We start from the raw sequence: 21,121 nt of genomic DNA on the forward strand, positions 1-21,121 counted from the left end.
CGCGCAGCTTGCCGCCTCAGCGCTCGTCGCGGAACCGGTAGCCCACGCCGCGCACGGTGAAGAGGTACTCCGGCTCCTTGGCGTCGAGCTCGAGCTTCTCGCGCAGGTGGCGGATGTGGACGTCGATGGTCCGCGGGTCGCGGTAGGCGCTGTCGCCCCAGATGCGCGTGAGCAGGACGTCGCGGGTGAAGACGCGGCCGGGGTCGCGGGCCAGCGCGTCGAGGATCTCGAACTCGACGAACGTGAGCTGGACCGTCTCGCCGCGCACGCGCACGGAGCGCTTGGCCGGGTCGATCTCGAGCTCGTGGACGACGAGCGGCTTGTCGTGGTCGTCGTCGCCCTCGGGCGCGGGCGACATCCGCGCCCGGCGCAGCGCCGCCTTCACCCGGCTGCGGAACTCCCGCAGGGAGAACGGCTTGGTGATGTAGTCGTCGGCGCCGAGCTCGAGGCCGAGGACCTTGTCGATCTCCTCGGCCTTGGCGGTGAGCATGATGATCGGCACCGCCGAGCGGGCCCGCAGCCGCCGGCAGACCTCCAGGCCGTCCATCCGGGGCATCATCACGTCGAGCACGACGAGGTCGAAGGCCTCCTCGCCGAAGCGCGCGAGCGCCTCGCGCCCGTCGGAGACCGGGACGACCTCGTAGCCGTCCTTGCGCAGGGGGTACGTCAACAGCGTCTGGATCGCGTGCTCGTCGTCGGCGAGCAGGATCCGCGGGGCATGGTCCGCCACGGAGGACCAGAACACCACAGGGTCCGTAAGGTGGCGGTCAGGTGCTCGACCCGCGCTTGTACCGCGTCGCGCTCGTGCCCGTCCTCGTCGCCGTGCTGGTGGCGGCCTTCTCGCTGGAGAACCGCCCGCGGCCGATCGGGACGACGCTCGCGCCCGACGCCTTCCAGGGCCCCCGCGCCACGCAGACGCTGGACGACCTCGCCGAGGCGTTCCCGCAGCGCGCGCCGGGCGACGCGGCCGACGAGCAGCTCGCGCGGCGCATCGCCCGCACCCTGCGCGACGACCTCAGCGGCGCGACCGTCCGCCTCGAGCAGGACCGCGGCCGGACGGTCGACGGCCGCCGCGACCTGACGACGGTCGTGGCCACCCGGCCCGGCCGGCCCGGTCCCGGGATCGTCGTCGTCGCCCACCGCGACGCCCAGGGCCGCGGCGCGCGGGCCGAGCTCAGCGGCACCGCGGCGATGCTCGAGCTCGCGCGGGTGACCAGCGAGGCGCGGCTGCGGCGGACGATCACCTTCGTCTCGACCTCCGGCGGCAGCGCCGGCGCGGCGGGGGCGGCGCGCCTGGCCACCCGGCTGTCGCGGAGCGGCACGCAGGCGGTCCTCGTGCTCGGCGACCTCGCGGGCGAGCGCGTGCGCAAGCCCCTGGTGGTCGGCTGGTCCTCGGGCCGCGGGCAGGCGCCCCTGCAGATCCGCCGCACGGTCGAGGCCGCGGTGCGCGCCGAGGCACGGACCGAGCCGGGCGGCCCGCGCGCCGTCACGCAGTGGGCGCGCCTCGCGCTGCCCATCACGCCCGGCGAGCAGGGCCCGCTGGTCGAGCAGGGGCTGCCCGCCGTCCTGGTCTCGGTGAGCGGCGAGCGCGGGCCGGAGGCCGACGCGCCGCTGGCCGAGGGCCGGCTGGAGACCTTCGGCCGCGCGATGCTGCGCGCGATCACCGCGCTGGACAACGCGCCCGACCTGCGCGACGCCCCGACCGCCGCGCTCGTCACCCAGCGCAAGGTCCTGCCCGCGTGGGCCGTGCGGCTGCTCGTCGGCGCGCTGCTGCTGCCCCCGCTGCTCGTCGCCGTCGACGGCCTCGCGCGCCTGCGCCGCCGGCGCGAGCCCGTCGGTCCCTACCTGCGCTGGGTCCTCCTGACCGCCGTGCCGTTCGCCGTCACCGCGCTCATGGCGCTGCTGCTCGGGCGCACCGGGCTGGCCGGAGGAGCGCCGCCCAGCGCGCCGCCCGCCACCGGCCTGGACGTCGACGGGACCGCCCTCGGGACGATGGCCGCGCTGGCGCTGGTCCTCGCCCTCGGGTTCCTCGCCCTGCGCCCGGTCCTCCTGCGCGCGGCGATGGCCAAGCCGCGCGGCGACGAGCTCGGCGCGCCCGGCGCGGCGATGGCGGTCCTGCTCGTCAGCTGCGCGGTGACGGTCGCCGTCTGGGTCGTCAACCCGCACGCCGCGGCGCTCCTCGTCCCGGCGCTGCACCTCTGGCTCTTCGTCCTGTCCCCGGGCCTGCCGCTCCGCGGCGCGCTCGGCGCCGGGCTCGTCGTGCTCTCGCTGCTGCCTGTCCTGGCCGTGTGGGCGGTCAACGCCTCGGCGCTCGGGCTCGACCTCGGCCAGACCGCGTGGCTGGCCGTCCTGCTGGTGGCCGGAGGCCAGCTGTCGGTGGCGACGTGGCTGCTGTGGAGCGTCGTCGGCGCCTGCGCGGTCTGCGCGCTGGTCGTCGCCGCGCGCCGGCCGCCGCCCGAGCCGGGCACGCCCGACGCCGTGACGGTCCGCGGTCCGCTCAGCTACGCGGGCCCCGGCTCCCTCGGCGGCACGGACTCCGCGCTGCGCCGGTGACGCGGCGAGAGCGCGGACGGCGGGCGCTGCGCGCCGCCTCGAGCGTCCTCATCGCCGTCGGCGTCCTGCTCGTCGCCGACGCGGCCGCGACGGTGACCTGGCAGGAGCCGGTGACGGCGCTGTCGACCGCGCTGCGCCAGGGCCAGCTCGACGACGACCTCCGGGCGCTGCGCGACGCGGGCCCGACGCCGCTGGAGCTCGAGGCCCTGCGCGGGCTCGAGGGCGCCCGCCGGCGCACGGCGTTCCTCGCCCGTGGCCTGCGCGCCCGCGTCGACGAGGGCGACGCCGTCGCGCGCCTGCGCATCCCGTCGATCGGCCTGTCGAAGGTCGTCGTGGACGGCACGGCGCCCGGCGACCTGCGCAAGGGCCCCGGCTTCTACCCGCAGCTCGGCCTGCCCGGGGCCCCGGGCACGGCGGCGATCGCCGGCCACCGCACGACCTACGGCGCGCCGTTCCGCCACCTGGACGACGTCGCCCCCGGCGACCGCATCGAGCTCGAGCTGCCCTACGGGCGCTTCACCTACCGGGTGCAGGAGCGCAAGGTCGTCGAGCCCGACGACGTCTCGGTGCTCGAGCGCCGGCCCTACGACCGGCTCGTGCTCTCGGCCTGCCACCCGCTGTTCAGCGCCGCGCAGCGGATCGTCGTCCTCGCCCGGCTCGTGCGCACCGAGCCGGCGGGTGCGGTCTCTGGACGAGCGTCCTAGCGTGGGTGCGACACGCATCGAGGAGAGCTGGGACGCTGCCGATGGATGGCCCGAGGCATGAGCGTGAGCGAGCTCAAGGACATGGTCGCGCGGGGCGAGTACGTCGTGGACGTGCAGCGGGTCGCCGAGGCCCTGCTGGCGCGTACGCCGACGCCGGCGCAGCGCCGCGAGGCGCGGCTGGAGCTCGGGCTCAGCCGAGACGGTGCTCGTGCCCGGCGAGCTCCGGCCGCCGCGCGCCCCGCGCGTCGCGCAGGCTGACGCCGGCGGGCTCGTCCCCGGCGGCCACCACCTCGCCGACGACGGTCACCAGGTCCCCGAGCGCCGTCGCCGCGTCCGGCGGCAGGCAGGCCAGCAGCTCGTAGTCCTCGCCCGCCGTGGCCGCCAGGACCGCCGGGTCGACGCGCAGCTGTGCGGCCACCTCCGCGACGCCGGGGGCGACGGGCAGGCGCTCGAGCGTGACGTCGAGCACGACGCCGGACGCCCGACCCACGTGGCCGGCGTCCGTGGCGACGCCGTCGGAGAGGTCGATGAGCGCCGTCGCGCCCGCGGCGGCCAGCGTCCGGCCCGCGTCCAGGCGCGGCTCGGGGCGCAGGTGCGCGCGCAGCAGCGCGTCGCGCCCCGTCGCCCGGCCCTCGAGGACCGCCAGTCCGGCGCCGGCGGCGCCCAGCGCGCCGGTCACCGCCACGACGTCGCCCGGCCGCGCGCCGTCGCGGCCGACCAGCTCCTCGGCGCTGTCCGCCCAGCCCACGACCGTCACGCCGACCACCAGCGCCGGCGCGCGGGTGACGTCGCCACCGCAGACCGTGGTCCCGGTGCGCGCGGCCAGCGCCTCCATGCCGCGGGCCAGCGCGAGGACGTCCTCACCGGAGACCTCGGGCGGGACGCCGAGCGCGACGTAGGCCTCGCCGGCCCGGGCCCCCATCGCGGCGAGGTCGCTCAGCGCCGTCGCCAGCGCGCGGTGCCCGACGTCGAACGGCGTGCAGCGCGGGTCGGCGAGGCGGAAGTGGACGCCGTCGACCACCTGGTCGACGCTCACCGCCTGCACTCCGTCGGCGCGCACCACCGCGCAGTCGTCGCCCGACCAGCGCAGCACGCGCGGCGAGCGGTTCGTCAGGAGCTCGCGCAGCGCGTCGATCAGTGCGAGCTCGCCCACGCCTACGGCGGGGGAGCGCCGCCCGCGGCGGTGCCGCCGTCGGGCGCCGGGGGCGCGGTCGGGGCCGGCGCCTGGGTGCCGGGCGTCGGGGTCGACGGCGTGGGCGTGGGCGTCGGGGTCGACGGGGTGCTCGTGCCCTGGCCGCCAGTCCCGCCGTTGCCGCCGCCGTTGCCGTCGAGGTCCTCGTAGAGGTCGCCGGGCGCGCGGTCGTCGCGCCCGCGCTCGAGGTCCGTCGCGCCGCCCGGGTCGATCCGGTAGTCGCGGTCGGCCTTGTTGCCCTTCACGCCGGTGCGCGCGTATTTGCCGAAGAACGGCCGCGCCTTGAACGGCTCCGTGGGCTTGGGGAACTGCCCGCAGAACTTGCCGTGCGCGGTCTTCATGTAGTCGCCCCAGATCGGCGCGGCGACCTCACCGCCCGCCGAGCCCGGTCCCAGCGTGCGCTTGTCCTTCGCGTGGCCGACCCACACCGCCGTCGCCAGCCGCGGCGTGTAGCCGACGAACCACGCGTCGGTGAAGTCGTCGGTCGTGCCGGTCTTGCCCGCGGCCGGGCAGCCGATCTGCGCCTTGGTGCCCGTGCCGCCGGTGACGTTCTTCTCGAGGATCTTCGTCGCCTCGTACGTCACGCCGTCGCTGAAGGCCTTGTGGCGGCGCGCCTTGCGCGTGCGGCAGTCGAACTTCCCGCTGCCCAGCGGGAAGCAGACCTTCGTGATCGCCGTCGCCCGGTTGCGGAAGCCGCCCGAGGCGATCGTCGCGTACGCGTTGGCCATCTCGAGCGGCGAGACGCCGTGTCGCAGGCCGCCGAGCGACTCGGCCGGGTAGCCGAGGAGCTTGCTCTTGATGCCCATGTCGCGGGCGGTCTGGGCGACCTGGTCGGGCCCGACGTCCAGCGCGAGCTGCTGGTAGATCGAGTTGTCCGAGGTGAGCGTCGCCTTGACGAGGTTCGCGCGGCCGATGTAGCTGCCCGAGTACGTCTTGACGTCGATCGGCCCGTACTCCGGGTCGTTGAACTTCAGCGGCATCGACGTGTAGGACGTCGAGTTGGGGTCGACGCCGCGGCGCAGCGCCGCCATGAGCGTCATCGTCTTGAAGGTCGAGCCGGCCTGGTACTTGCCCTGGGCCGCGAGGTTGTACTCGAGGTCGCCGTAGTTGGCCGAGCTCGCCATGGCGACGATGTGGCCGTTGGCCGGGTCGACCGTGACGATCGCCGCCGACCGGTCGCGCCCCGCGACGGCCTTCGCGATCGACGCCCGCGCCGCGCGCTGCTTGCTGCGGTCGAGCGTGGTGTAGACCCGCAGGCCGCCCTGGCGCACGCGCTCGATGCCGTACTCGTCGATGAGCTGCTGGCGGACGTAGTCGAAGAAGAAGCGCTCTTCGCGGCGGGTGTAGAAGCCGCTCTGCTGGACGCCGAGGGGCCGCGAGGCCGCCTCGTTGGCCGCGGCGTGGCTGATGTAGCCCTCGTCGGCCATGCGCGAGAGGACGTCGTTGCGCCGCGCGCGGGCCCGGTCGGGGTTCTGGAACGGGTTGTAGAGCGAGGGCGCCTGCGGCAGCCCGGCCAGCAGCGCCGCCTCGTGGAGCTCGAGCTTGCCGGCCGGCTTGTTGAAGAAGACGCGCGCCGCGGCGGAGACGCCCAGCGCCTCCTGCCCGCCCACCGTCCCGTACGGGACGGAGTTGATGTACGTGGTGAGGATCCACTTCTTGCCCTGCGCCCCGGGGTGGAGGTCCTCGAGGTCCTCGGCCAGGCGCGCCTCGCGGATCTTGCGCTTGAAGCCGTCGATGCCCGAGCGCGTGTCGTCGCCGGTGTAGAGGTTGCGGACGAGCTGCATCGTCAGCGTCGAGCCGCCCTGCACGGTGTCGCCACCGGACTCGAGGTTCTTGAACGCCGCGCGGACGATGCCCTCGAAGTCGACGCCCTTGTGCTCGAAGAAGCGGCGGTCCTCGATGGAGACCGTGGCCTGCTTCATGACCTCGGGGATGGCGCTCGACGGGATCGGCGTGCGCAGGACGGGCGCCTGGATGACGCCGAGGCGGCGGCCGTCGGCGTCGAAGACGACGGAGGTCGCGCCCTTGTCGCGGGCCTTGAGCTCGGTGAGGTCCGGGCCGGAGGTCGCCACGCTGACGATCCAGCCGACGAAGCTCAGACCGGCGATCGCGACGAGCGCCGTGACGACGCCCAGCGAGAGGAAGAGGATCCGCCCGGGGCCGCCTTGGTTGCGGCGCCGGCGGCGCTGACGCTCGCGGCGGGACATGCTCGGTGGTCGGGCCGGCCGAGGCCCGATGAGGGCGGGCAGCGGCGGGTCCGAAGGGCGGATTCTACCCGGCGACGGCGGGTCCTCCGCGTGGGTGCGATCGTGCACCCGCCACCATGTCGGCCGTGGACCGGCGGAACGACCTGGCCGTCGCCTGGCGGGCGTTCTGGGTCTCGCGGGCGCTCGTGTGGGCGGCCGCGCTCGTGGCGATCGCCGTCTTCGGCGTCTCCTCGCAGGCCAGCGCGTACGACCCGACGGGCCTCACGGCGCCCTTCGGCGAGCCCTGGGACACGCTGCTCGCGCCGGCCGCGCGGTGGGACTCGGTGTGGTTCCTCAACATCGCGGCCGACGGCTACGACGCCCAGCGCGCGGCGTTCTTCCCGCTCTACCCGTGGCTGTCGGCGGTCGTGGGCCTGCCCCTGGCCTCGACGCTCCTCGGCGGGCTCGTCGTCTCGTGCGTCTGCGCGGTGGCGGGGCTGGCGGCGGTGCACGCGCTGGCGCGCATCGAGCTCGGCGACCTCGCGGCGCGCCACGCGACGTGGACCCTGGCGCTCTTCCCGGGCTCGATCTTCCTGAGCACCGTCTACAGCGAGGCCCTGTTCCTCGCGCTGAGCGCGGGCGCGCTGCTGGCGGCGCGGACCTCGCGCTGGGGGTGGGCCGGCGTGCTCGGGGCGCTGGCGTGCGCGACGCGCAGCGCGGGGATCGTCCTGGTCGTGGCGCTCGCCCTGCTGTGGCTCGATGCCCAGCGCGACGCCGCGACCCGCCGGCGCCCGGGGCTGCGCGAGCTCGCGCTGGGGACCGCGGTGCCGCCGCTCGGCCTCCTGGCGTTCTGCGCCTTCCTCGCGCTGGACGGCGTCGGGTTCCGGGCGTCCTTCGACGCGCAGGAGGTCTGGTTCCGCGAGTTCGCCGGGCCGTTCGTCGGGCTGTGGGACGGCCTGGTGGCGGGGTGGGACGGCGCGCGCCAGCTCCTCAGCGGCCAGCGCGAGCACGTCTACTTCCGGGAGGCGGGCGGCGACCCGTTCCTCGTCGCCGAGCGCAACCTGCGCGACACGCTGACGCTCCTGCTCTTCGTCGTCCCGGCCACCGTCGGCGTCGTGCGCCGGCTGCGCCCCGCCTACGCCGCGTACGTCGTCTGCGCCCTGGCGCTCCCGCTCTCCTACCCGGTGGGCCCGCAGCCGCTGATGTCGTTGCCGCGCTTCGCCGCGGTGCTCGTGCCGCTGTTCCTCTGGCTCGGCCTGTGGCTCGCGGCGGACACGAGGCGCCGGGCCGTCCCGGTCTACGCCGTCCTCGCGGCCGCGACCGCGACGTTCGCCGGGCAGTTCGCGACCTGGCACTTCGTGGCATGAGGGCCGTCCTGCTCGACGCAATGGGCACGCTGGTGGGCCTGGAGCCGCCGGCGCCGCTGCTGCGCGCGCAGCTCGCCGCTCGCGGCGTTGACGTCTCCGAGGAGGAGGCGGCCGCCGCGCTGCGCGCCGAGATCGCCTTCTACCGCGAGTACCACGGGATGGCCCGCGACCGTGCCGGGCTCGACGACCTGCGCGACCGCTGCACGGCGGTCCTTGCGGGGGCGCTGCCGCCCGCGGCGCGCGAGCTCGGCGACCTGCGCGACGTGCTCCTGGCGAGCCTGCGCTTCGCCGCCTTCCCCGAGGTGCCGGCCGCGCTCGACGCGCTGCGCGCCGCCGGGCTGCGGCTCGTCGTGTGCTCGAACTGGGACGTCTCGCTCCACGACGTCCTGCGCGAGACGGGCCTGCGCGAGCGCCTCGACGCGGTCGTCACCTCGGCCGAGGTGGGCGCCGCCAAGCCGGACGGGCGGACGTTCGCGGCGGCGCTGCACGCGGCCGGCTGCCGGGCCCGCGAGGCGCTGCACGTGGGCGACGACCTCGAGGCCGACGTGCGCGGGGCGCGGGCCGCGGGGATCGCGGCGGTGCTCGTGGACCGCGCCGGCGCGGGCGCCCCGGCGGGCGTGCGGGTGGTCCGGGGCCTTGACGAGCTGCCGACGGCGGCCATCTAGCATCCGTCGGCCCCATGAGCCTCGCCCCCGAGCACCCGGCGCCGCCTGAGCTGCCGGAGGTCCCCGCCGGCGTCACGCCCGGGCCCCAGGGGCCGCGCTGGCACCCGGCGACCGCGCTGGCGGGCTTCGTCGCCGCGTTCGTCACGGCGGCGATGCTCGGCTCGATCCTGCTCATCGCGTCCGGGACCGACGGCGACGAGGACGCGCCCGCGTGGGCGAACATCGCCGCCACGGTCGTCCAGGACGTCGTGCTCGTCAGCGTCGCGATCGGCTTCGCGGCGTTCGCCGCACGACCCCGGCCCTGGCAGTTCGGCCTGAACCGGGCGACGGTCGGCAAGGGCCGCCTCGTCGGCTTCGTCGTCCTGGCCTACGTCGCGTTCGTCGCGTTCACCGCGGTGTGGATCTCGATCGTCGGCGGGTCGACCGAGGACGAGCTGCCCCAGGACCTCGGCGTGGACGAGAGCACCGCGGCGGCGGTCGGCATCGGGATCCTCGTCGTGGTCTTCGCGCCGCTCGTGGAGGAGTTCTTCTTCCGCGGCTACCTGTACGGCGCGTTGCGCACCTGGCGCGGCCCGGCCGTGGGCGCCGTCGTCGTCGGCGTCCTGTTCGGCGCCGTGCACGCGGGCGGCTCGGACGTCGCCTACCTCCTGCCGCTGGCGGTCTTCGGCGGCGTGCTGTGCGTCCTGCGCGAGCGGACGGGCTCGCTGTACCCGTGCATCGTCCTGCACGCGATCAACAACAGCATCGCGTTCGGGTCCTCGATGGACTGGGGCTGGGAGACGCCGGTCGTCCTGGTCGGGGCGCTGGCGACGATCGCCGCCGTGCTCGCGCTCGTGAAGGCGCTGGCCGGGTCCGAGCCCGCCCACGCGCCCGCGCGCGTCGGCTAGCGTCGGACCATGCACGCCTTCCGCGCGGCCGTCGAGGCCCGCGACCTCGACCGGGTCGCCGAGCTCTTCCACGAGGACGTCCTCTTCCACAGCCCGTTCGCGCACCGCCCCTTCGAGGGCAAGGACGCCGCCACGGCCGTCGTGCGCGCGGTCATGTCGGTCTTCGAGGACTTCACCTACACCGACGAGCTCGAGGGCGACGAGGCCAGCGGGCTGGTCTTCCGGGCGAAGGTCGACGACAAGCGGCTGCAGGGCCTCGACCTCATCCGCACCGGCGACGACGGGCGCATCATCGAGTTCACCGTGATGATCCGGCCCGCCAACGCCCTGATGGCCGTGGGCCAGGCGATGGCGCCGAAGGTGGCCGAGCTGCCCAAGGCCGCGGCGGCCGGCTAGACGCGCAAGAGGCGGCTGGCCACACCTTGGGCGGGGGCGGCGCCCTCTAGGCTTCCGTCCCGCTCATGCTGCGTCGTGTCGCTGTTGCCTCGCTCGGGCTGGCCCTCGTGCCCGCCGCCACCGCCACCGCCCAGGACCCGGCGGCCCAGGACCCGGCCGCGGCGCCGAAGCTCGCGCTGAGCGCCGAGAAGGTCAACGGCGCGCGCTCGACCGTCCTGGCCGGCACGCGCTTCCGCGTGCGCGGCGTGCTGACGCCCTACGTCGCGGGCCAGACCGCGACCGTCCGCTTCTACCGGGGCGACCAGCGCATCTCGCGCCGCCAGGTGACCCTGCTGCCGTCGGCCAGCGGCAAGAGCGCGTACTTCGTCCTGGGCTTCGCGACGAAGCAGGCCGGCCGGCTGCGCATCGAGGCCACGAAGGACCCGAGCACCGCGCTCGGCGCCGTGAAGGCCGCGCCGCGGCGCGTCACGGTGCTGGCGCTGCGCGCCCGCCCGGGCCAGCGCGGCGCCGCGGTGCGCGAGCTGCAGCGGATGCTGCGGTCCAAGGGCTACGTCATCGGCAAGCCGGGCGTCTACGACGGGCGGACGGGCCGCGCGGTGCTCGCCTTCCGCAAGGTGGTCGGCCTCCAGCGCTCGACGCTCGCGACGGCGGACGTCTTCCGCCGCCTGGCCCGCGGCCAGGGCACGTGGAAGGTCCGCTACCCGTCGCACGGCCGCCACGTCGAGGCCGACATCTCCCGGCAGGTCCTCGCGCTGATCGGCGAGGGCGGCAAGGTCGAGCGGATCTACCACACGTCCTCGGGCGCGCCGGCCACGCCGACGATCCGCGGGCAGTTCAAGGTCTACCGCAAGGACCTCGGGACGAACGCCAAGGGCATGGTCCACTCGTCGTACTTCATCCGCGGGTACGCGATCCACGGCTACGTCTCCGTGCCGAACTACAACGCGTCGCACGGCTGCCTGCGGGTGCCGGTGCCCGACGCGATGTCGATCTTCCGCTGGGTGCGCATGGGCACCCGGGTCGACGTCTACGACTGAGCCCCGTCGGCGGCCGTCTCGTCGGCCAGCAGCCTGAGCAGCGCGGGCATGCCGCCGGCCGCGAACGCCGCGCGCTGGCGGTCGGCGCCGCCGCCGTCGCCCAGCAGCCGCTCGACCTCCTCCAGCGGCCCGGGGTCGGCGAGGTGGGCGCGCGCGATCGCGAGCGCGTCGCGCGCCACCTCGGGCACGGGGCGCAGCGCCCCGTCGTGGTGCAGCGTCGCCGCGAGGCCGTCGCGCGCCGCGCGGAAGCTCGACTCCATCAGCGGCGCGCGCGCCGGCCAGGAGGCGCGGTCGCTCGACGCCTCGTGGATCGCCAGGCCGTGGACGAGGGCCGCGAGCCCCGCGACGGCCCACAGCGCGCTCTGGGCGTCCATGGCGCGGACCTCCACGGTGCCGAGCTTCGGGTGCAGGCGGATGTCCTGCCAGAGGAACGTGTAGTCGGGCGCGTCGCCGGCCTCGACCACCGCGGCGGTCTCGCGCTCGAAGTCCTCGAAGTCCTCCCAGGCCCGCGGGATGTCGGCGCGCGGGTAGCCCCGGAAGAGCTGCGCGCGGGCGCTGGCCAGCCCACTGTCGCGCCCGTGCCACCACGGCGAGTTGGCGGCGAGCGCCTGGAGCAGCGGCAGCCAGCGGCGCAGGCCGTTGTGGGCGGCGACCGCCGTCGCCCGGTCGGGCATGCCGACGTGGACGTGCAGCGCCGCGGTCGGGGTGCGCACGAGCAGGCCGCGCAGCTGGCGGTGGATCTCGCGGTAGCGCTCGGCGGGATGGTGGACGACGTCGCCCCACGCGCCGTCGGGGTGGATGCCCACGCCGACGAGCGTCCCGCCCGCGTCGCGCAGGCGCCGGCGAAGGGCCGCGAGCGCGCGGACGCCCTCGGCGGCGCCGTCGACCACCGGGGAGGCGAGCTCCGCCATCGCGGCGTACGTGTCGGGCTTCAGCGTCCCCTCGCCGGCCGGCGCCGTGCCGGCGCGCTCGAGCAGCTCGACGCCGGTGTGGGCGAGCGCGAGCGTGCGCGGGTCGACGGTGATCAGCTCCTCCTCGACGCCGAGCGGGAACCCCTCACGGGCCCCGTAGCGGTCGTCGCTCATCCGCCGCTCCGGGCGAAGTTCGCCAGCGTGGCGAGCCCGAAGCCGTAGAGCAGCAGGGCGAGCACGGCCGGGACCGACCGGCGCACCCACTGCGAGCCGCTGCCGTCGACGATCGGCGCGAAGGGCGCGAGCAGGACGTCGTTGGCGTCGTCGACGAGCTCGCGCAGCGGCCCGTGCGCGGCCTCGCGCTCGCGCTCCTGGGCCGGCGTCGGGTCGGCCTCGCGCGAGGCGGCGCGGCCGGCGACCTCGGCCGCGGACTGGTCGGCGGCGGCCCGTGTCTCGTCGACGGCGAAGGTCACCCACCCGACGGCGACGACGAGGCTCAGGACGACGGCGGCCAGCCGCAGGGGGCCTTCGAGCACACCGCTAGGGTACGGCCGCCGTGGACGCCCGCCAGACCCTCATCGACGAGCTTCGGACCCATGCGCTGGTGATCGGCGAGGTCACCCTCAGCTCGGGCCGGACCGCCCAGTACTACGTCGACGCCAAGCGCGCGACGCTGCGCCAGCCCGCCTTCGGCGCGCTCGGCGAGCTCGTCGCCGGCTTCGCCCGCGAGGTCGGCGCCACCGCCGTCGGCGGCCTCACCATGGGCGCCGACCCGGTCGCCTGCGCCGCCCTGGCCGCCGGCTTCGACGGCAAGGCGTTCTTCGTGCGCAAGGAGACCAAGCAGCACGGGCTCCAGCGCCGCGTCGAGGGCCCGCTGCTCGACGACGCCGACCGCTGCCTCGTCGTCGAGGACGTCGTCACCACCGGCGGTTCCACCATCCAGGCCATCGAGGCCCTGCAGGCCGACGGTCGCACCATCGTCGGCGTCGTCTCCGTCCTCGACCGCCTCGCCGGCGGCGCCGAGGCGATCCAGGAGGCGGCCGGCGCGGGCGTCCCCTACCGCCCGCTCACCACGATCGACGACGTCCACCCGGACCGGCCCGACCGCGGCTAGGCCGCGGCCGGGGAGCCGTCCCGGGGTCAGCTCAGCTGCAGCCGGTGCGCGTGGTGTCGACGCGGGCGCGTTCGGGCGTGTAGGCGTCGATGATCGTGACCTTGCACGGGCCGGCGGCGATGACGCACTCCCCGCCGCTGGCTGGCGACGTCGCGACACAGGAGAGACCAGAGGTGCCGAGGCCGCAGGTCGAGGTGCGCCGGTAGTAGGTGGTGCCGAAGCTCTCTGTGGTGTCAGCGCAACTGACCGGCAACGACCCGATGGCGCCCGCGCATCCGTAGGTGTCGAAGCCGACGCCGCCGCGGCCCCCGCCGTAGGAGTCGACGCAGTCCAGCTGGGCTGCTGCAGGCTCGAGGCCCAGGCGCAGCGAGCACCGGTGGGTGACGTAGTTGGCGTCGAGCGGCGAGTAGCAGGTGAGCTGCGCGCCGGGTCCACCGACGGTGCAGACGCGGGTCTCGAAGACCTCGGGGCACACCACGCGCTGGACCTCGACGACCGCGGGCGTCGCCACCGCGCCGACCGTCCCGGTGAGGTACCGCAAGGTGTTGGTCACCGTTCCCGCGTTGGCGGCGTGCGGCGCGGCGAGGACGCCGAGCAGTGCGAGGGCGAGGACGAGGCGCTTCATCACCGTGCTCCTGGAGACGATCGCACCACAAACCGGTCAGCTGGTGCAACGTGATCCGGTGAGCGGCGGCGCGCCCGAGCCGAGCGGAGGCGTCCCGGGGCGGATTCGAACCGCCGGCCTACCGCTTAGGAGGCGGTCGCTCTATCCAGCTGAGCTACCGGGACGCGCGGGGCGGATCGTAGACCCCGGGACGCCGGAGGTCGCGCGATCTCGACTGTTGGGCCCGCGTGAAGCGCGAACCGCTTGGTGACATGACTTGACCAAGAGGAGTACATTGCCCTGCGGTTCGACCGCCCCTGCCGTCTCGTGGAGGTGCACGGCGGGTGTGCGACAAGCCGATCCCACCTGCCATTGGGAGACGGACCCATACCGCTGGACTCCACCACCCCCCAGAGGGAGGCTCGCCGGTGAGCGGCGGCGCCTCCGAGGCCCTCCTCGAAGGGTCGGCCGCCGACCCGAACGAGGGCGCGCCGATCGCCGCGCGCTCGCCGCTGCAGCTGTTCTGGGGCCGCCTGCGCAAGGACAAGGTCGCCCTCACGGCGCTGTTCTTCATCGGCGTCGTGGTCGTCATCGCGATCCTCGCGCCCGTCATCAAGGACGTGGTCGGCGCGCCGGACCCCAACACGCAGAACGCGGACCTGCTCGACGACTTCGGCCAGCCCTCCGGGCCCAGCGCCGACCACTGGTTCGGCGTGGACCAGCGCGGTCGCGACGTCTTCTCGCGCGTGCTCTACGGCGCGCGGGTCTCCCTGCAGGTCGCCGTCATCGCCACCGCCATCGCCGTCTTCATCGGCGTGGTCGTCGGGATGGTCGCCGGCTACTACCGCGGCTGGGTCGACACGCTGCTCGCGCGCGTCATGGACCTCATGCTCGCGTTCCCGGTGCTCGTCCTGGCCATCGGCATCGGCGTCGCCTGCGGCGGCCGCGAGGGCTGCGACCTCGGCTTCATGACGATCGAGCCGGGGCTGAACATCGTGATCTTCGTCATCACGATCTCGACCTGGCCCTACATGGCGCGCATCATCCGCGGCCAGGTGCTCTCGCTGCGCGAGCGCGAGTTCGTCGAGGCCGCCCGCTCGCTCGGCGCCAGCGACATGCGGATCATCTTCCGCGAGATCCTCCCCAACCTCGTCGCGCCGATCATCGTCTACGCGACGGTCCTCGTCCCGCAGAACATCCTGTTCGAGGCGGCGCTCTCCTTCCTCGGCGTCGGCGTGGACCTCAACACGCCGAGCTGGGGCCAGATGATCTCCGACGCGGTCGACATCTTCGACATCGCGTGGTGGTTCATGACCTTCCCCGGGCTCGCCCTGCTGTTCACCGTGCTGACGTTCAACATCGTCGGCGACGGCCTGCAGGACGCCCTCAACCCCAGGACGTCCAAGTGACCTCCCCGGGTTGTCCCCACCCCGATGCGCCCGCCCTCGGGCGCGTTTCCCCACGAAAGGACGACGCATGACCGGGAACCGTCTTCGGTTCTTCCTCATGAGCATGCTCGCCGTGCTCATGTTCGCCGTCGCCGCCTGCGGTGACGACGACTCCGACTCGGGCGGCAGCGCCGCCAGCGACGGCGGCAACGCGCCGACGCAGGAGGTCCCCGAGGGCCGCCAGGGCGGCAAGCTGACCGAGCTCGCCCCCTCGGGCGACGTCGACTACCTCGATCCGGGCCGGTCCTACTACCAGTTCGGCTTCCAGGTCATCGACGCGATGCACAAGAAGCTCTACCAGTTCGCCCCGGACGATCCGGAGAAGGCCAAGCCGGACCTCGCCGAGGGCGACCCGCAGATCTCGGCGGACAAGAAGACCGTCACGGTGAAGATCAAGAAGGGCGTGAAGTTCGGCCCGCCGGTCAACCGCGAGGTCACCACCGAGGACGTGAAGTACGCGTTCGAGCGCTTCTTCACGGTCAACGTCGGCGGTCAGTACACGACGTACTTCAACATGATCAAGGGCGCTCCGGACTCCAACACCAAGGAGTTCAAGGAGTTCGAGGGCATCAAGACGCCCGACCCGTACACGATCGTCTTCGAGCTCGACAAGCCGACCGGCGTCGCGTTCGCCGCGGCCCTGTCGCTGCCGATCAGCGCCCCGGTCCCGAAGGACTTCGCCAAGAAGTTCGACGAGAAGAACCCGTCGACGTACAACACGCACGTCGTCGCCACGGGCCCGTACATGATCCCGAACGACGCCGAGGGCAAGCTCACGGGCTACAGCGCCGGCAAGTCGATCAAGCTCGTCCGCAACCCCAGCTGGGACAAGGCCAAGGACTTCAAGCCGGCCTACCTGGACGAGATCGACATCCGCACGGGCTCCTCGGACGCGAACGTCGCCGCGCAGCAGGTGCTGACCGGCAGCGGCCGCATCCTCGACACGAACCCGCCGGCGCAGATCCTGCCCCGGCTCGGGCGCCAGTACAAGGACCAGTACGTGCAGGTGCCCTCGGGCGGCTTCCGCTGGTTCCCGCTGAACCAGAAGCTCAAGCCGTTCGACGACCTCAACGTCCGCAAGGCGGTCCTCGCCGGCTTCGACCGTGACGCGGCCCGCAAGGCGCGCGGCGGCAAGTTCACGGCCGACATCCCGACCCACTTCCTCCCGCCGGAGTTCCCCGGCTTCGAGGAGGCCGGTGGCTTCGAGACCGACCTGGACTTCCTGAAGAACCCGAAGGGCGACATGGCGGTCGCGGCCAAGTACTTCAAGGCGGCGGGCTACGCCTCCGGCAAGTACGAGGGCGACGAGGAGATCTACATGGTCACCGCCAACGCCGACCCGGGCAAGGCCCAGGCGGAGGTCGCCAAGGCGCAGCTCGAGAAGATGGGCTTCAAGGTCCGTCTGCGCGCGGTGCCCCAGGACGCGACGTACACGGAGTACTGCCAGGTCCCGGCCAAGAAGGTCCACGTCTGTGGCGCGGCCGGCTGGTTCAAGGACTTCGCCGACCCGCAGTCCATGCTCGAGCCCACGTTCAAGGGCTCGGAGATCCGCGCCCAGGGCAACAACAACCTCGGCCAGCTCGACGACCCCGCGGTCGACAAGGCGATGGACGAGGCTGCCGTGCTCGAGGGCGAGGCGCGCCTGAAGGCCTGGGGCGAGATCGACAAGCAGATCACCGCCCTGGCCCCGGCCATCCCGTTCGTCTGGGACAAGACGACGCTGATCTGGTCGAAGGACGTCAACGGGGTCTCCAACCCCAACAACTCGCTCCTCGACCTGACGTTCACGTCGCTGAAGCAGTAGCGACGCGCTGACCGTCACGGCCGGCTCGCGAGCCTTCGGGCACGCGGGCCGGCCGCCGGTCGCCACACCCGCCGAGAGCACGCACGCCACATGGGCGCCTACATCCTCCGCCGACTCCTCTGGACGGTCCTGCTGGTCATCCTGGTCAGCGCGATCACCTTCGTGATCTTCCGGGTCCTCCCGAGCGCCGATCCGGCTGCGCTGCGCGCCGGGCGCTCGCCGTCGCCCGACACCCTGCGGCTCATCCGCGAGCAGCTCGGGCTGGACGACCCGACCTACGTGCAGTTCTGGAACTTCCTCAAGGACCTGTTCCTGCACTTCGACCTCGGGCGCAGCTACATCAACGACGCGCCGGTCCGCCAGCAGGCCTTCGACCGCCTCGGCGCCACGCTCTTCCTCGTCCTCGGCGCAGCCTGCATCTGGTTCCTCGTCGGGGTGACGATCGGCATCGTCTCCGCCGTCTTCCGGGGCCGCATCTGGGACCGCCTCGCCATGGGCGCCGCCCTCGTGATGATCTCGGCGCCGGTCTACTGGCTGGGCCTGGTCACGCTGTACCTCTTCAGCGAGGACATCGGTCGGTTCAAGCTCCTGCCGGGCTCCGGCGCCTACCAGGACGCCGACGGGTTCTTCGACAAGATCCCCGCGCTCATCATGCCGTGGTGCGTGCTCGCGACGGCGTTCGCGGCGATCTACGCGCGGCTCATGCGCTCGGGCATGCTCGAGACGCTCTCGGAGGACTACATCCGCACCGCGCGGGCCAAGGGCCTGAGCAAGCGGCGTGTGGTGCTCAAGCACGCGACCCGGTCGGCGATCACGCCGATCATCACCGTGCTCGGCCTCGACATCGGCATCCTCTTCGGCGGTGCCATCCTCACCGAGACCGTGTTCGGCATCCCGGGGATCGGGCTCTACTCGTTCAACGCGATCGAGCGGGCCGACCTCGCGACGATCCAGGGCACGACGCTCATCCTGGCGCTCGGGGTCGCGCTGATGAGCCTCCTCGTGGACATCATCTACGCCTTCCTCGACCCCCGCGTGAGGTACTCCTAGCGATGGCCCAGCCGCTGCTGGAGGTCCGCGACCTCCGCGTGCACTTCGAGACCGAGGACGGCGTGGTCCAGGCGGTCGACGGCGTCTCCTACACCGTCGAGCGCGGGCGGGCGCTGGGGATCGTCGGCGAGTCGGGCTCGGGCAAGTCGGTCTCGTCGATGACGGTGATGGGCCTCACGCGCGCCTCCAACGCGCGCATCAGCGGCCAGATCCTGTTCGACGGCCAGGACCTGCTGGCGATGAGCGACGCGGAGCTGCGGGGCATCCGCGGCAACGACATCGCGATGATCTTCCAGGACCCGCTGTCGTCGCTGCACCCGTTCTTCCGGATCGGCGACCAGCTCGTCGAGGCGGTGCGCGCCCACCGCGACGTCTCCAAGGCCCAGGCGCGCGACCGCGCGGTCGAGATGCTCGGCCTCGTCGGCATCCCCGAGCCGCGGCGGCGCATCGACGCCTACCCGCACGAGTTCTCGGGCGGCATGCGCCAGCGCGTGATGATCGCGATGGCGCTCATCAACGACCCCAAGCTCCTCATCGCCGACGAGCCGACGACCGCGCTCGACGTGACGGTCCAGGCGCAGATCCTCGACCTCATCCAGCGGCTGCAGAGCGAGCTGGGCACGGCGGTCGTGATGATCACCCACGACCTCGGCGTCGTCGCGGAGGTCTCCGACCACATCGCGGTGATGTACGCGGGCCGGATCGTCGAGCACGCCGCGAAGGAGACGATCTTCGGCGCGCCCGAGCACCCCTACACGTGGGGGCTGCTCAAGTCGATCCCGCGCCTGGACGCGCCGCGCGGCGAGGAGCTCGTGCCGATCCTCGGCCGGCCGCCGTCGCTCATCACCAAGCCGCCCGGCTGCGCGTTCCACCCGCGCTGCCCGTACGTGCGCGAGGCCCACAAGAAGGTCGACCCCGGCCTGGAGAGGGGCTCGGGCGACCCGACGCACCAGGTTGCCTGCCTGCTGCCGGGAGAGACCCGGCGACGGCTGTGGTCCGAGCTGCGCGCGGGCGCCACGCCCGACACCGCGGCCGAGGCGGTCGACATCCCCGAGGAGCGGCTCTCCGGCGCCGCGGACGCGCCGCCCGCCGGCGAGGAGGTGGCCTGAGGTGGCCGAGAACCTGGTCGAGGTCCGCAACCTCGTCAAGCACTTCCCGATCAAGCGCGGCGTGCTCGTGCAGCGCCAGGTCGGCGCGGTCCAGGCGGTCGACGACATCTCGTTCGACATCAAGCAGGGCGAGACGCTGGGCATCGTCGGCGAGTCCGGCTGCGGCAAGTCGACGACGGCGCGCCTGCTGACCCGGCTGCTGGACCCGACGTCGGGCTCCATCGAGTTCGAGGGCCAGGACATCGCGCGCCTGAAGGGCAAGGACCTCAAGCCGCTGCGCCGCGAGGTCCAGATGATCTTCCAGGACCCGTACTCGTCGCTGAACCCGCGCAAGACCGTGGGCTCGATCATCGGCGAGCCCTTCGCCATCCACGGCGTCGAGTCCAGCGCCGAGGGGCGCAAGAAGCGCGTGCAGGAGCTCATGGAGGTCGTCGGCCTCAACCCCGAGCACTACAACCGCCTGCCCCACCAGTTCTCCGGCGGCCAGCGACAGCGCATCGGCGTGGCCCGGGCCATCGCGCTCAAGCCGAAGCTCGTGATCGCCGACGAGCCGGTCTCCGCGCTGGACGTCTCCATCCAGGCGCAGATCCTCAACCTGCTGCGCGACCTCCAGCGCGACCTTGGCCTGACGATCGTCTTCATCGCCCACGACCTCAGCGTCGTGCGCCACATGTGCGACCGCATCGCGGTGATGTACCTCGGCAAGGTCGTCGAGCTCGCGACCGCCGAGGAGCTCTACGCGCACCCGCGCCACCCGTACACGGGCGCGCTGCTGTCCGCCGTGCCGGTGCCCGACCCGCTGCTGGCCGCGCAGAAGAGGCGCCAGGTCCTGACGGGCGACGTGCCCTCGCCGACCAACCCGCCGAGGGCCTGCCGCTTCCACACGCGCTGCCCGAAGGCCCAGCAGGGCACGTGCGATGTCGAGCCGCCGGAGCTCGTCGCCAAGGACGGCGGCAACCTCGCGGCCTGCCACTTCCCGCTCACGGACGCCGAGGTCCGCGAGCGCGTGCCGACCGCGGCGTGAGCGCGCCCGACGCCGAGGAGCGCTTCCCCGGCGTCCGGGAGTTCCCGGCGTCGACGCGCACGGCCGCGGAGGCGGCCGCGGCGATCGGCTGCGACGTCGCCCAGATCGTCAAGTCGCTCGTGTTCCGCGACGGTGGCGCTGACGGGCCCGCGACCCTGGTGCTCTGCTCGGGCGCCAACACCGTCGACGAGGCCGCGCTGGGCGTCGTGCGCGCCGACGCCGCGTTCGTGCGCGAGCAGACGGGCTACGCCATCGGCGGCGTGGCGCCGTGGGGCTGGACGGTCGCGCCGTCGCGCACGGTCGTCGACGAGGACCTCCTCGCCTTCGACGAGGTCTGGGCCGCGGCCGGCACACCTCGCACGGTCTTCCCGCTCACCCCCGCGCTGCTCGTCGAGCGCACCGGCGCGACGGTGGCGCGGGTGCGTCCGGCCTAGTCCTCGTCGTCGTCGCTGTAGAGCGACTCGACGGCGATCTGGTTGTTGCGCTGGTCGAAGACCTTCACGTCGAGCGTGTCGCCGCGGTAGTCGTCGGGCGCCACGAGGGTGAAGCGCCGCTCCACGAGCAGGCACTGGTCGACGGCGAGGTCGGCGAGCTCGGCGGTGACGACGTGGCCGCCGTCGCGCATCGGCGTGCCCCAGACGACGGTGATCGCCGCGACGTTGCCGTTCTCGCCGCGCCAGCCGCCGATGACCTCGTCGCAGAGGTCGATCGTCCACTCGGGGTTCGCGTCGGCGGTCTCGGCGGTCCAGTCGGCCGTGGCGCGCAGGTCCGACGGCTCGTCGCCCTCCTCCCACGCGGGGATCCACGAGACCAGGCCGAAGAGCTCGAGGCCGGTCGTCGTGCCGCAGGTCACCGGCTGGTAGGTGCGGCCGTTCCAGGTGCGGTCGGGGTAGAAGACGACCTCGCCGGGGTCGCCGAGGTCCTGGGCGTCCTCGGACGAGCGCAGCTCGAGCACGGCGGCGAGGAACGTCTCCTGCAGGCGCTCGGACCAGCGCCCGTAGGGCAGGCCCTCCTGCGGCGGCTCGGCGGCGAAGCGGCAGACGAAGCGGGGCTCGGGGGCCATGGCGGGA

21 protein-coding genes and 1 tRNA gene are annotated in these 21,121 nt (G+C 73.7%); 14 read left to right on the top strand and 8 right to left on the bottom strand.

The genetic code is table 11. The features are described from left to right. Positions 1-16: 16 nt before the first annotated feature. Complete coding sequence (locus tag JUB12_RS15320; protein WP_205696282.1) at positions 17-730, bottom strand: response regulator transcription factor; 714 nt, start codon at positions 728-730, stop codon at positions 17-19. 41 nt (positions 731-771) lie between these two features. Here JUB12_RS15320 and JUB12_RS15325 point away from each other — a divergent pair, with 41 nt between their 5' ends. Together JUB12_RS15325 and JUB12_RS15330 are read left to right on the top strand one after the other, a co-directional pair. Then, complete coding sequence (locus JUB12_RS15325; RefSeq protein WP_205696283.1) at positions 772-2,553, top strand: M28 family peptidase; 1,782 nt, start codon at positions 772-774, stop codon at positions 2,551-2,553. After that, on the top strand, positions 2,550-3,257 hold the full coding sequence (locus tag JUB12_RS15330) for a sortase (protein WP_205696284.1): 708 nt from the start codon (positions 2,550-2,552) through the stop codon (positions 3,255-3,257). Before JUB12_RS15325 ends, JUB12_RS15330 begins: the two co-directional genes overlap by 4 nt. Before the next feature lie 190 nt (positions 3,258-3,447). On the opposite strand, the gene thiL is transcribed toward JUB12_RS15330, so the two are convergent. Both thiL and JUB12_RS15345 read right to left on the bottom strand, forming a co-directional pair. Next, complete coding sequence (thiL, locus tag JUB12_RS15340; RefSeq protein ID WP_205696286.1) at positions 3,448-4,410, bottom strand: thiamine-phosphate kinase; 963 nt, start codon at positions 4,408-4,410, stop codon at positions 3,448-3,450. Positions 4,411-4,412: 2 nt separating this feature from the next. After that, positions 4,413-6,656, bottom strand: coding sequence for a transglycosylase domain-containing protein (locus tag JUB12_RS15345; RefSeq protein ID WP_205696287.1), 2,244 nt, complete (start codon positions 6,654-6,656; stop codon positions 4,413-4,415). A gap of 125 nt (positions 6,657-6,781) precedes the next feature. On the opposite strand from JUB12_RS15345, the gene JUB12_RS15350 reads away from it, so the two are divergent. The 5 genes from JUB12_RS15350 (at position 6,782) to JUB12_RS15370 (ending at position 10,987) form a co-directional block, all read left to right on the top strand. Next, a complete protein-coding gene (locus tag JUB12_RS15350; protein ID WP_205696288.1) occupies positions 6,782-8,002 on the top strand; it encodes a mannosyltransferase family protein in 1,221 nt (406 codons plus the stop codon). Continuing rightward, positions 7,999-8,667, top strand: a complete 669-nt coding sequence (locus JUB12_RS15355) for an HAD family hydrolase (protein WP_205696289.1) — start codon at positions 7,999-8,001, stop codon at positions 8,665-8,667. Before JUB12_RS15350 ends, JUB12_RS15355 begins: the two co-directional genes overlap by 4 nt. A gap of 14 nt (positions 8,668-8,681) precedes the next feature. Beyond that, positions 8,682-9,554, top strand: coding sequence for a CPBP family intramembrane glutamic endopeptidase (locus JUB12_RS15360; protein ID WP_205696290.1), 873 nt, complete (start codon positions 8,682-8,684; stop codon positions 9,552-9,554). A 9-nt stretch (positions 9,555-9,563) separates the two neighbouring features. After that, positions 9,564-9,950, top strand: coding sequence for a nuclear transport factor 2 family protein (locus JUB12_RS15365; RefSeq protein WP_205696291.1), 387 nt, complete (start codon positions 9,564-9,566; stop codon positions 9,948-9,950). Between the two features lie 65 nt (positions 9,951-10,015). Continuing rightward, on the top strand, positions 10,016-10,987 hold the full coding sequence (locus JUB12_RS15370) for a L,D-transpeptidase family protein (protein WP_205696292.1): 972 nt from the start codon (positions 10,016-10,018) through the stop codon (positions 10,985-10,987). Here the strand turns inward: JUB12_RS15370 and JUB12_RS15375 are convergent. Then, positions 10,978-12,072 (bottom strand): YbdK family carboxylate-amine ligase, encoded by a 1,095-nt coding sequence (locus tag JUB12_RS15375; protein ID WP_205696293.1) that lies wholly within the window; start codon positions 12,070-12,072, stop codon positions 10,978-10,980. The two genes, JUB12_RS15370 and JUB12_RS15375, sit on opposite strands and share 10 nt — an antisense overlap. Continuing rightward, positions 12,069-12,434, bottom strand: a complete 366-nt coding sequence (locus tag JUB12_RS15380; RefSeq protein WP_205696294.1) for a hypothetical protein — start codon at positions 12,432-12,434, stop codon at positions 12,069-12,071. Before JUB12_RS15380 ends, JUB12_RS15375 begins: the two co-directional genes overlap by 4 nt. A 20-nt stretch (positions 12,435-12,454) precedes the next feature. On the opposite strand from JUB12_RS15380, the gene pyrE reads away from it, so the two are divergent. Then, positions 12,455-13,012 (top strand): orotate phosphoribosyltransferase, encoded by a 558-nt coding sequence (gene pyrE, locus JUB12_RS15385; protein ID WP_205696295.1) that lies wholly within the window; start codon positions 12,455-12,457, stop codon positions 13,010-13,012. Between the two features lie 31 nt (positions 13,013-13,043). On the opposite strand, the gene JUB12_RS15390 is transcribed toward pyrE, so the two are convergent. Continuing rightward, the gene (locus JUB12_RS15390; RefSeq protein WP_205696296.1) at positions 13,044-13,637 is read right to left on the bottom strand and encodes a hypothetical protein; all 594 of its coding nucleotides are present in this window, start codon (positions 13,635-13,637) and stop codon (positions 13,044-13,046) included. A gap of 90 nt (positions 13,638-13,727) precedes the next feature. After that, positions 13,728-13,801: transfer RNA gene (locus JUB12_RS15395), tRNA-Arg, on the bottom strand. Positions 13,802-14,044: 243 nt separating this feature from the next. On the opposite strand from JUB12_RS15395, the gene JUB12_RS15400 reads away from it, so the two are divergent. The 6 genes from JUB12_RS15400 to JUB12_RS15425 all read left to right on the top strand — a co-directional run bounded on the left by JUB12_RS15400 (position 14,045) and on the right by JUB12_RS15425 (position 20,485). Further along, positions 14,045-15,025, top strand: coding sequence for an ABC transporter permease (locus JUB12_RS15400; RefSeq protein WP_241004285.1), 981 nt, complete (start codon positions 14,045-14,047; stop codon positions 15,023-15,025). Between the two features lie 97 nt (positions 15,026-15,122). Next, positions 15,123-16,868 (top strand): ABC transporter substrate-binding protein, encoded by a 1,746-nt coding sequence (locus JUB12_RS15405; protein ID WP_205696297.1) that lies wholly within the window; start codon positions 15,123-15,125, stop codon positions 16,866-16,868. 90 nt (positions 16,869-16,958) lie between these two features. Beyond that, positions 16,959-17,918: an ABC transporter permease gene (locus JUB12_RS15410; RefSeq protein WP_205696298.1), complete on the top strand. Its 960-nt coding sequence runs from the start codon at positions 16,959-16,961 to the stop codon at positions 17,916-17,918. A 2-nt stretch (positions 17,919-17,920) separates the two neighbouring features. Further along, positions 17,921-19,027: an ABC transporter ATP-binding protein gene (locus JUB12_RS15415; protein WP_205696299.1), complete on the top strand. Its 1,107-nt coding sequence runs from the start codon at positions 17,921-17,923 to the stop codon at positions 19,025-19,027. Position 19,028: 1 nt separating this feature from the next. After that, positions 19,029-20,051, top strand: a complete 1,023-nt coding sequence (locus JUB12_RS15420; protein ID WP_205696300.1) for an ABC transporter ATP-binding protein — start codon at positions 19,029-19,031, stop codon at positions 20,049-20,051. After that, the gene (locus JUB12_RS15425) at positions 20,048-20,485 is read left to right on the top strand and encodes a YbaK/EbsC family protein (RefSeq protein WP_205696301.1); all 438 of its coding nucleotides are present in this window, start codon (positions 20,048-20,050) and stop codon (positions 20,483-20,485) included. The genes JUB12_RS15420 and JUB12_RS15425 overlap by 4 nt, the downstream gene beginning before the upstream one ends. Here the strand turns inward: JUB12_RS15425 and JUB12_RS15430 are convergent. Then, complete coding sequence (locus JUB12_RS15430; protein ID WP_205696302.1) at positions 20,482-21,114, bottom strand: hypothetical protein; 633 nt, start codon at positions 21,112-21,114, stop codon at positions 20,482-20,484. The genes JUB12_RS15425 and JUB12_RS15430 overlap by 4 nt on opposite strands. Positions 21,115-21,121 lie beyond the last annotated feature (7 nt).

Source organism: Conexibacter sp. SYSU D00693, assembly GCF_017084525.1.
Lineage (GTDB): Bacteria > Actinomycetota > Thermoleophilia > Solirubrobacterales > Solirubrobacteraceae > Baekduia.

Excerpts from the sequence above, each read along its gene's own strand:
- JUB12_RS15345 (WP_205696287.1), bottom strand. The coding sequence starts at position 6,656 with ATGTCCCGCCGCGAGCGTCAGCGCCGCCGGCGCCGCAACCAAGGCGGC.
- JUB12_RS15355 (WP_205696289.1), top strand. The coding sequence starts at position 7,999 with ATGAGGGCCGTCCTGCTCGACGCAATGGGCACGCTGGTGGGCCTGGAG.
- JUB12_RS15360 (WP_205696290.1), top strand. The coding sequence starts at position 8,682 with ATGAGCCTCGCCCCCGAGCACCCGGCGCCGCCTGAGCTGCCGGAGGTC.
- JUB12_RS15365 (WP_205696291.1), top strand. The coding sequence starts at position 9,564 with ATGCACGCCTTCCGCGCGGCCGTCGAGGCCCGCGACCTCGACCGGGTC.
- JUB12_RS15370 (WP_205696292.1), top strand. The coding sequence starts at position 10,016 with ATGCTGCGTCGTGTCGCTGTTGCCTCGCTCGGGCTGGCCCTCGTGCCC.
- JUB12_RS15375 (WP_205696293.1), bottom strand. The coding sequence starts at position 12,072 with ATGAGCGACGACCGCTACGGGGCCCGTGAGGGGTTCCCGCTCGGCGTC.
- JUB12_RS15390 (WP_205696296.1), bottom strand. The coding sequence starts at position 13,637 with ATGAAGCGCCTCGTCCTCGCCCTCGCACTGCTCGGCGTCCTCGCCGCG.
- JUB12_RS15405 (WP_205696297.1), top strand. The coding sequence starts at position 15,123 with ATGAGCATGCTCGCCGTGCTCATGTTCGCCGTCGCCGCCTGCGGTGAC.
- JUB12_RS15410 (WP_205696298.1), top strand. The coding sequence starts at position 16,959 with ATGGGCGCCTACATCCTCCGCCGACTCCTCTGGACGGTCCTGCTGGTC.
- JUB12_RS15415 (WP_205696299.1), top strand. The coding sequence starts at position 17,921 with ATGGCCCAGCCGCTGCTGGAGGTCCGCGACCTCCGCGTGCACTTCGAG.
- JUB12_RS15430 (WP_205696302.1), bottom strand. The coding sequence starts at position 21,114 with ATGGCCCCCGAGCCCCGCTTCGTCTGCCGCTTCGCCGCCGAGCCGCCG.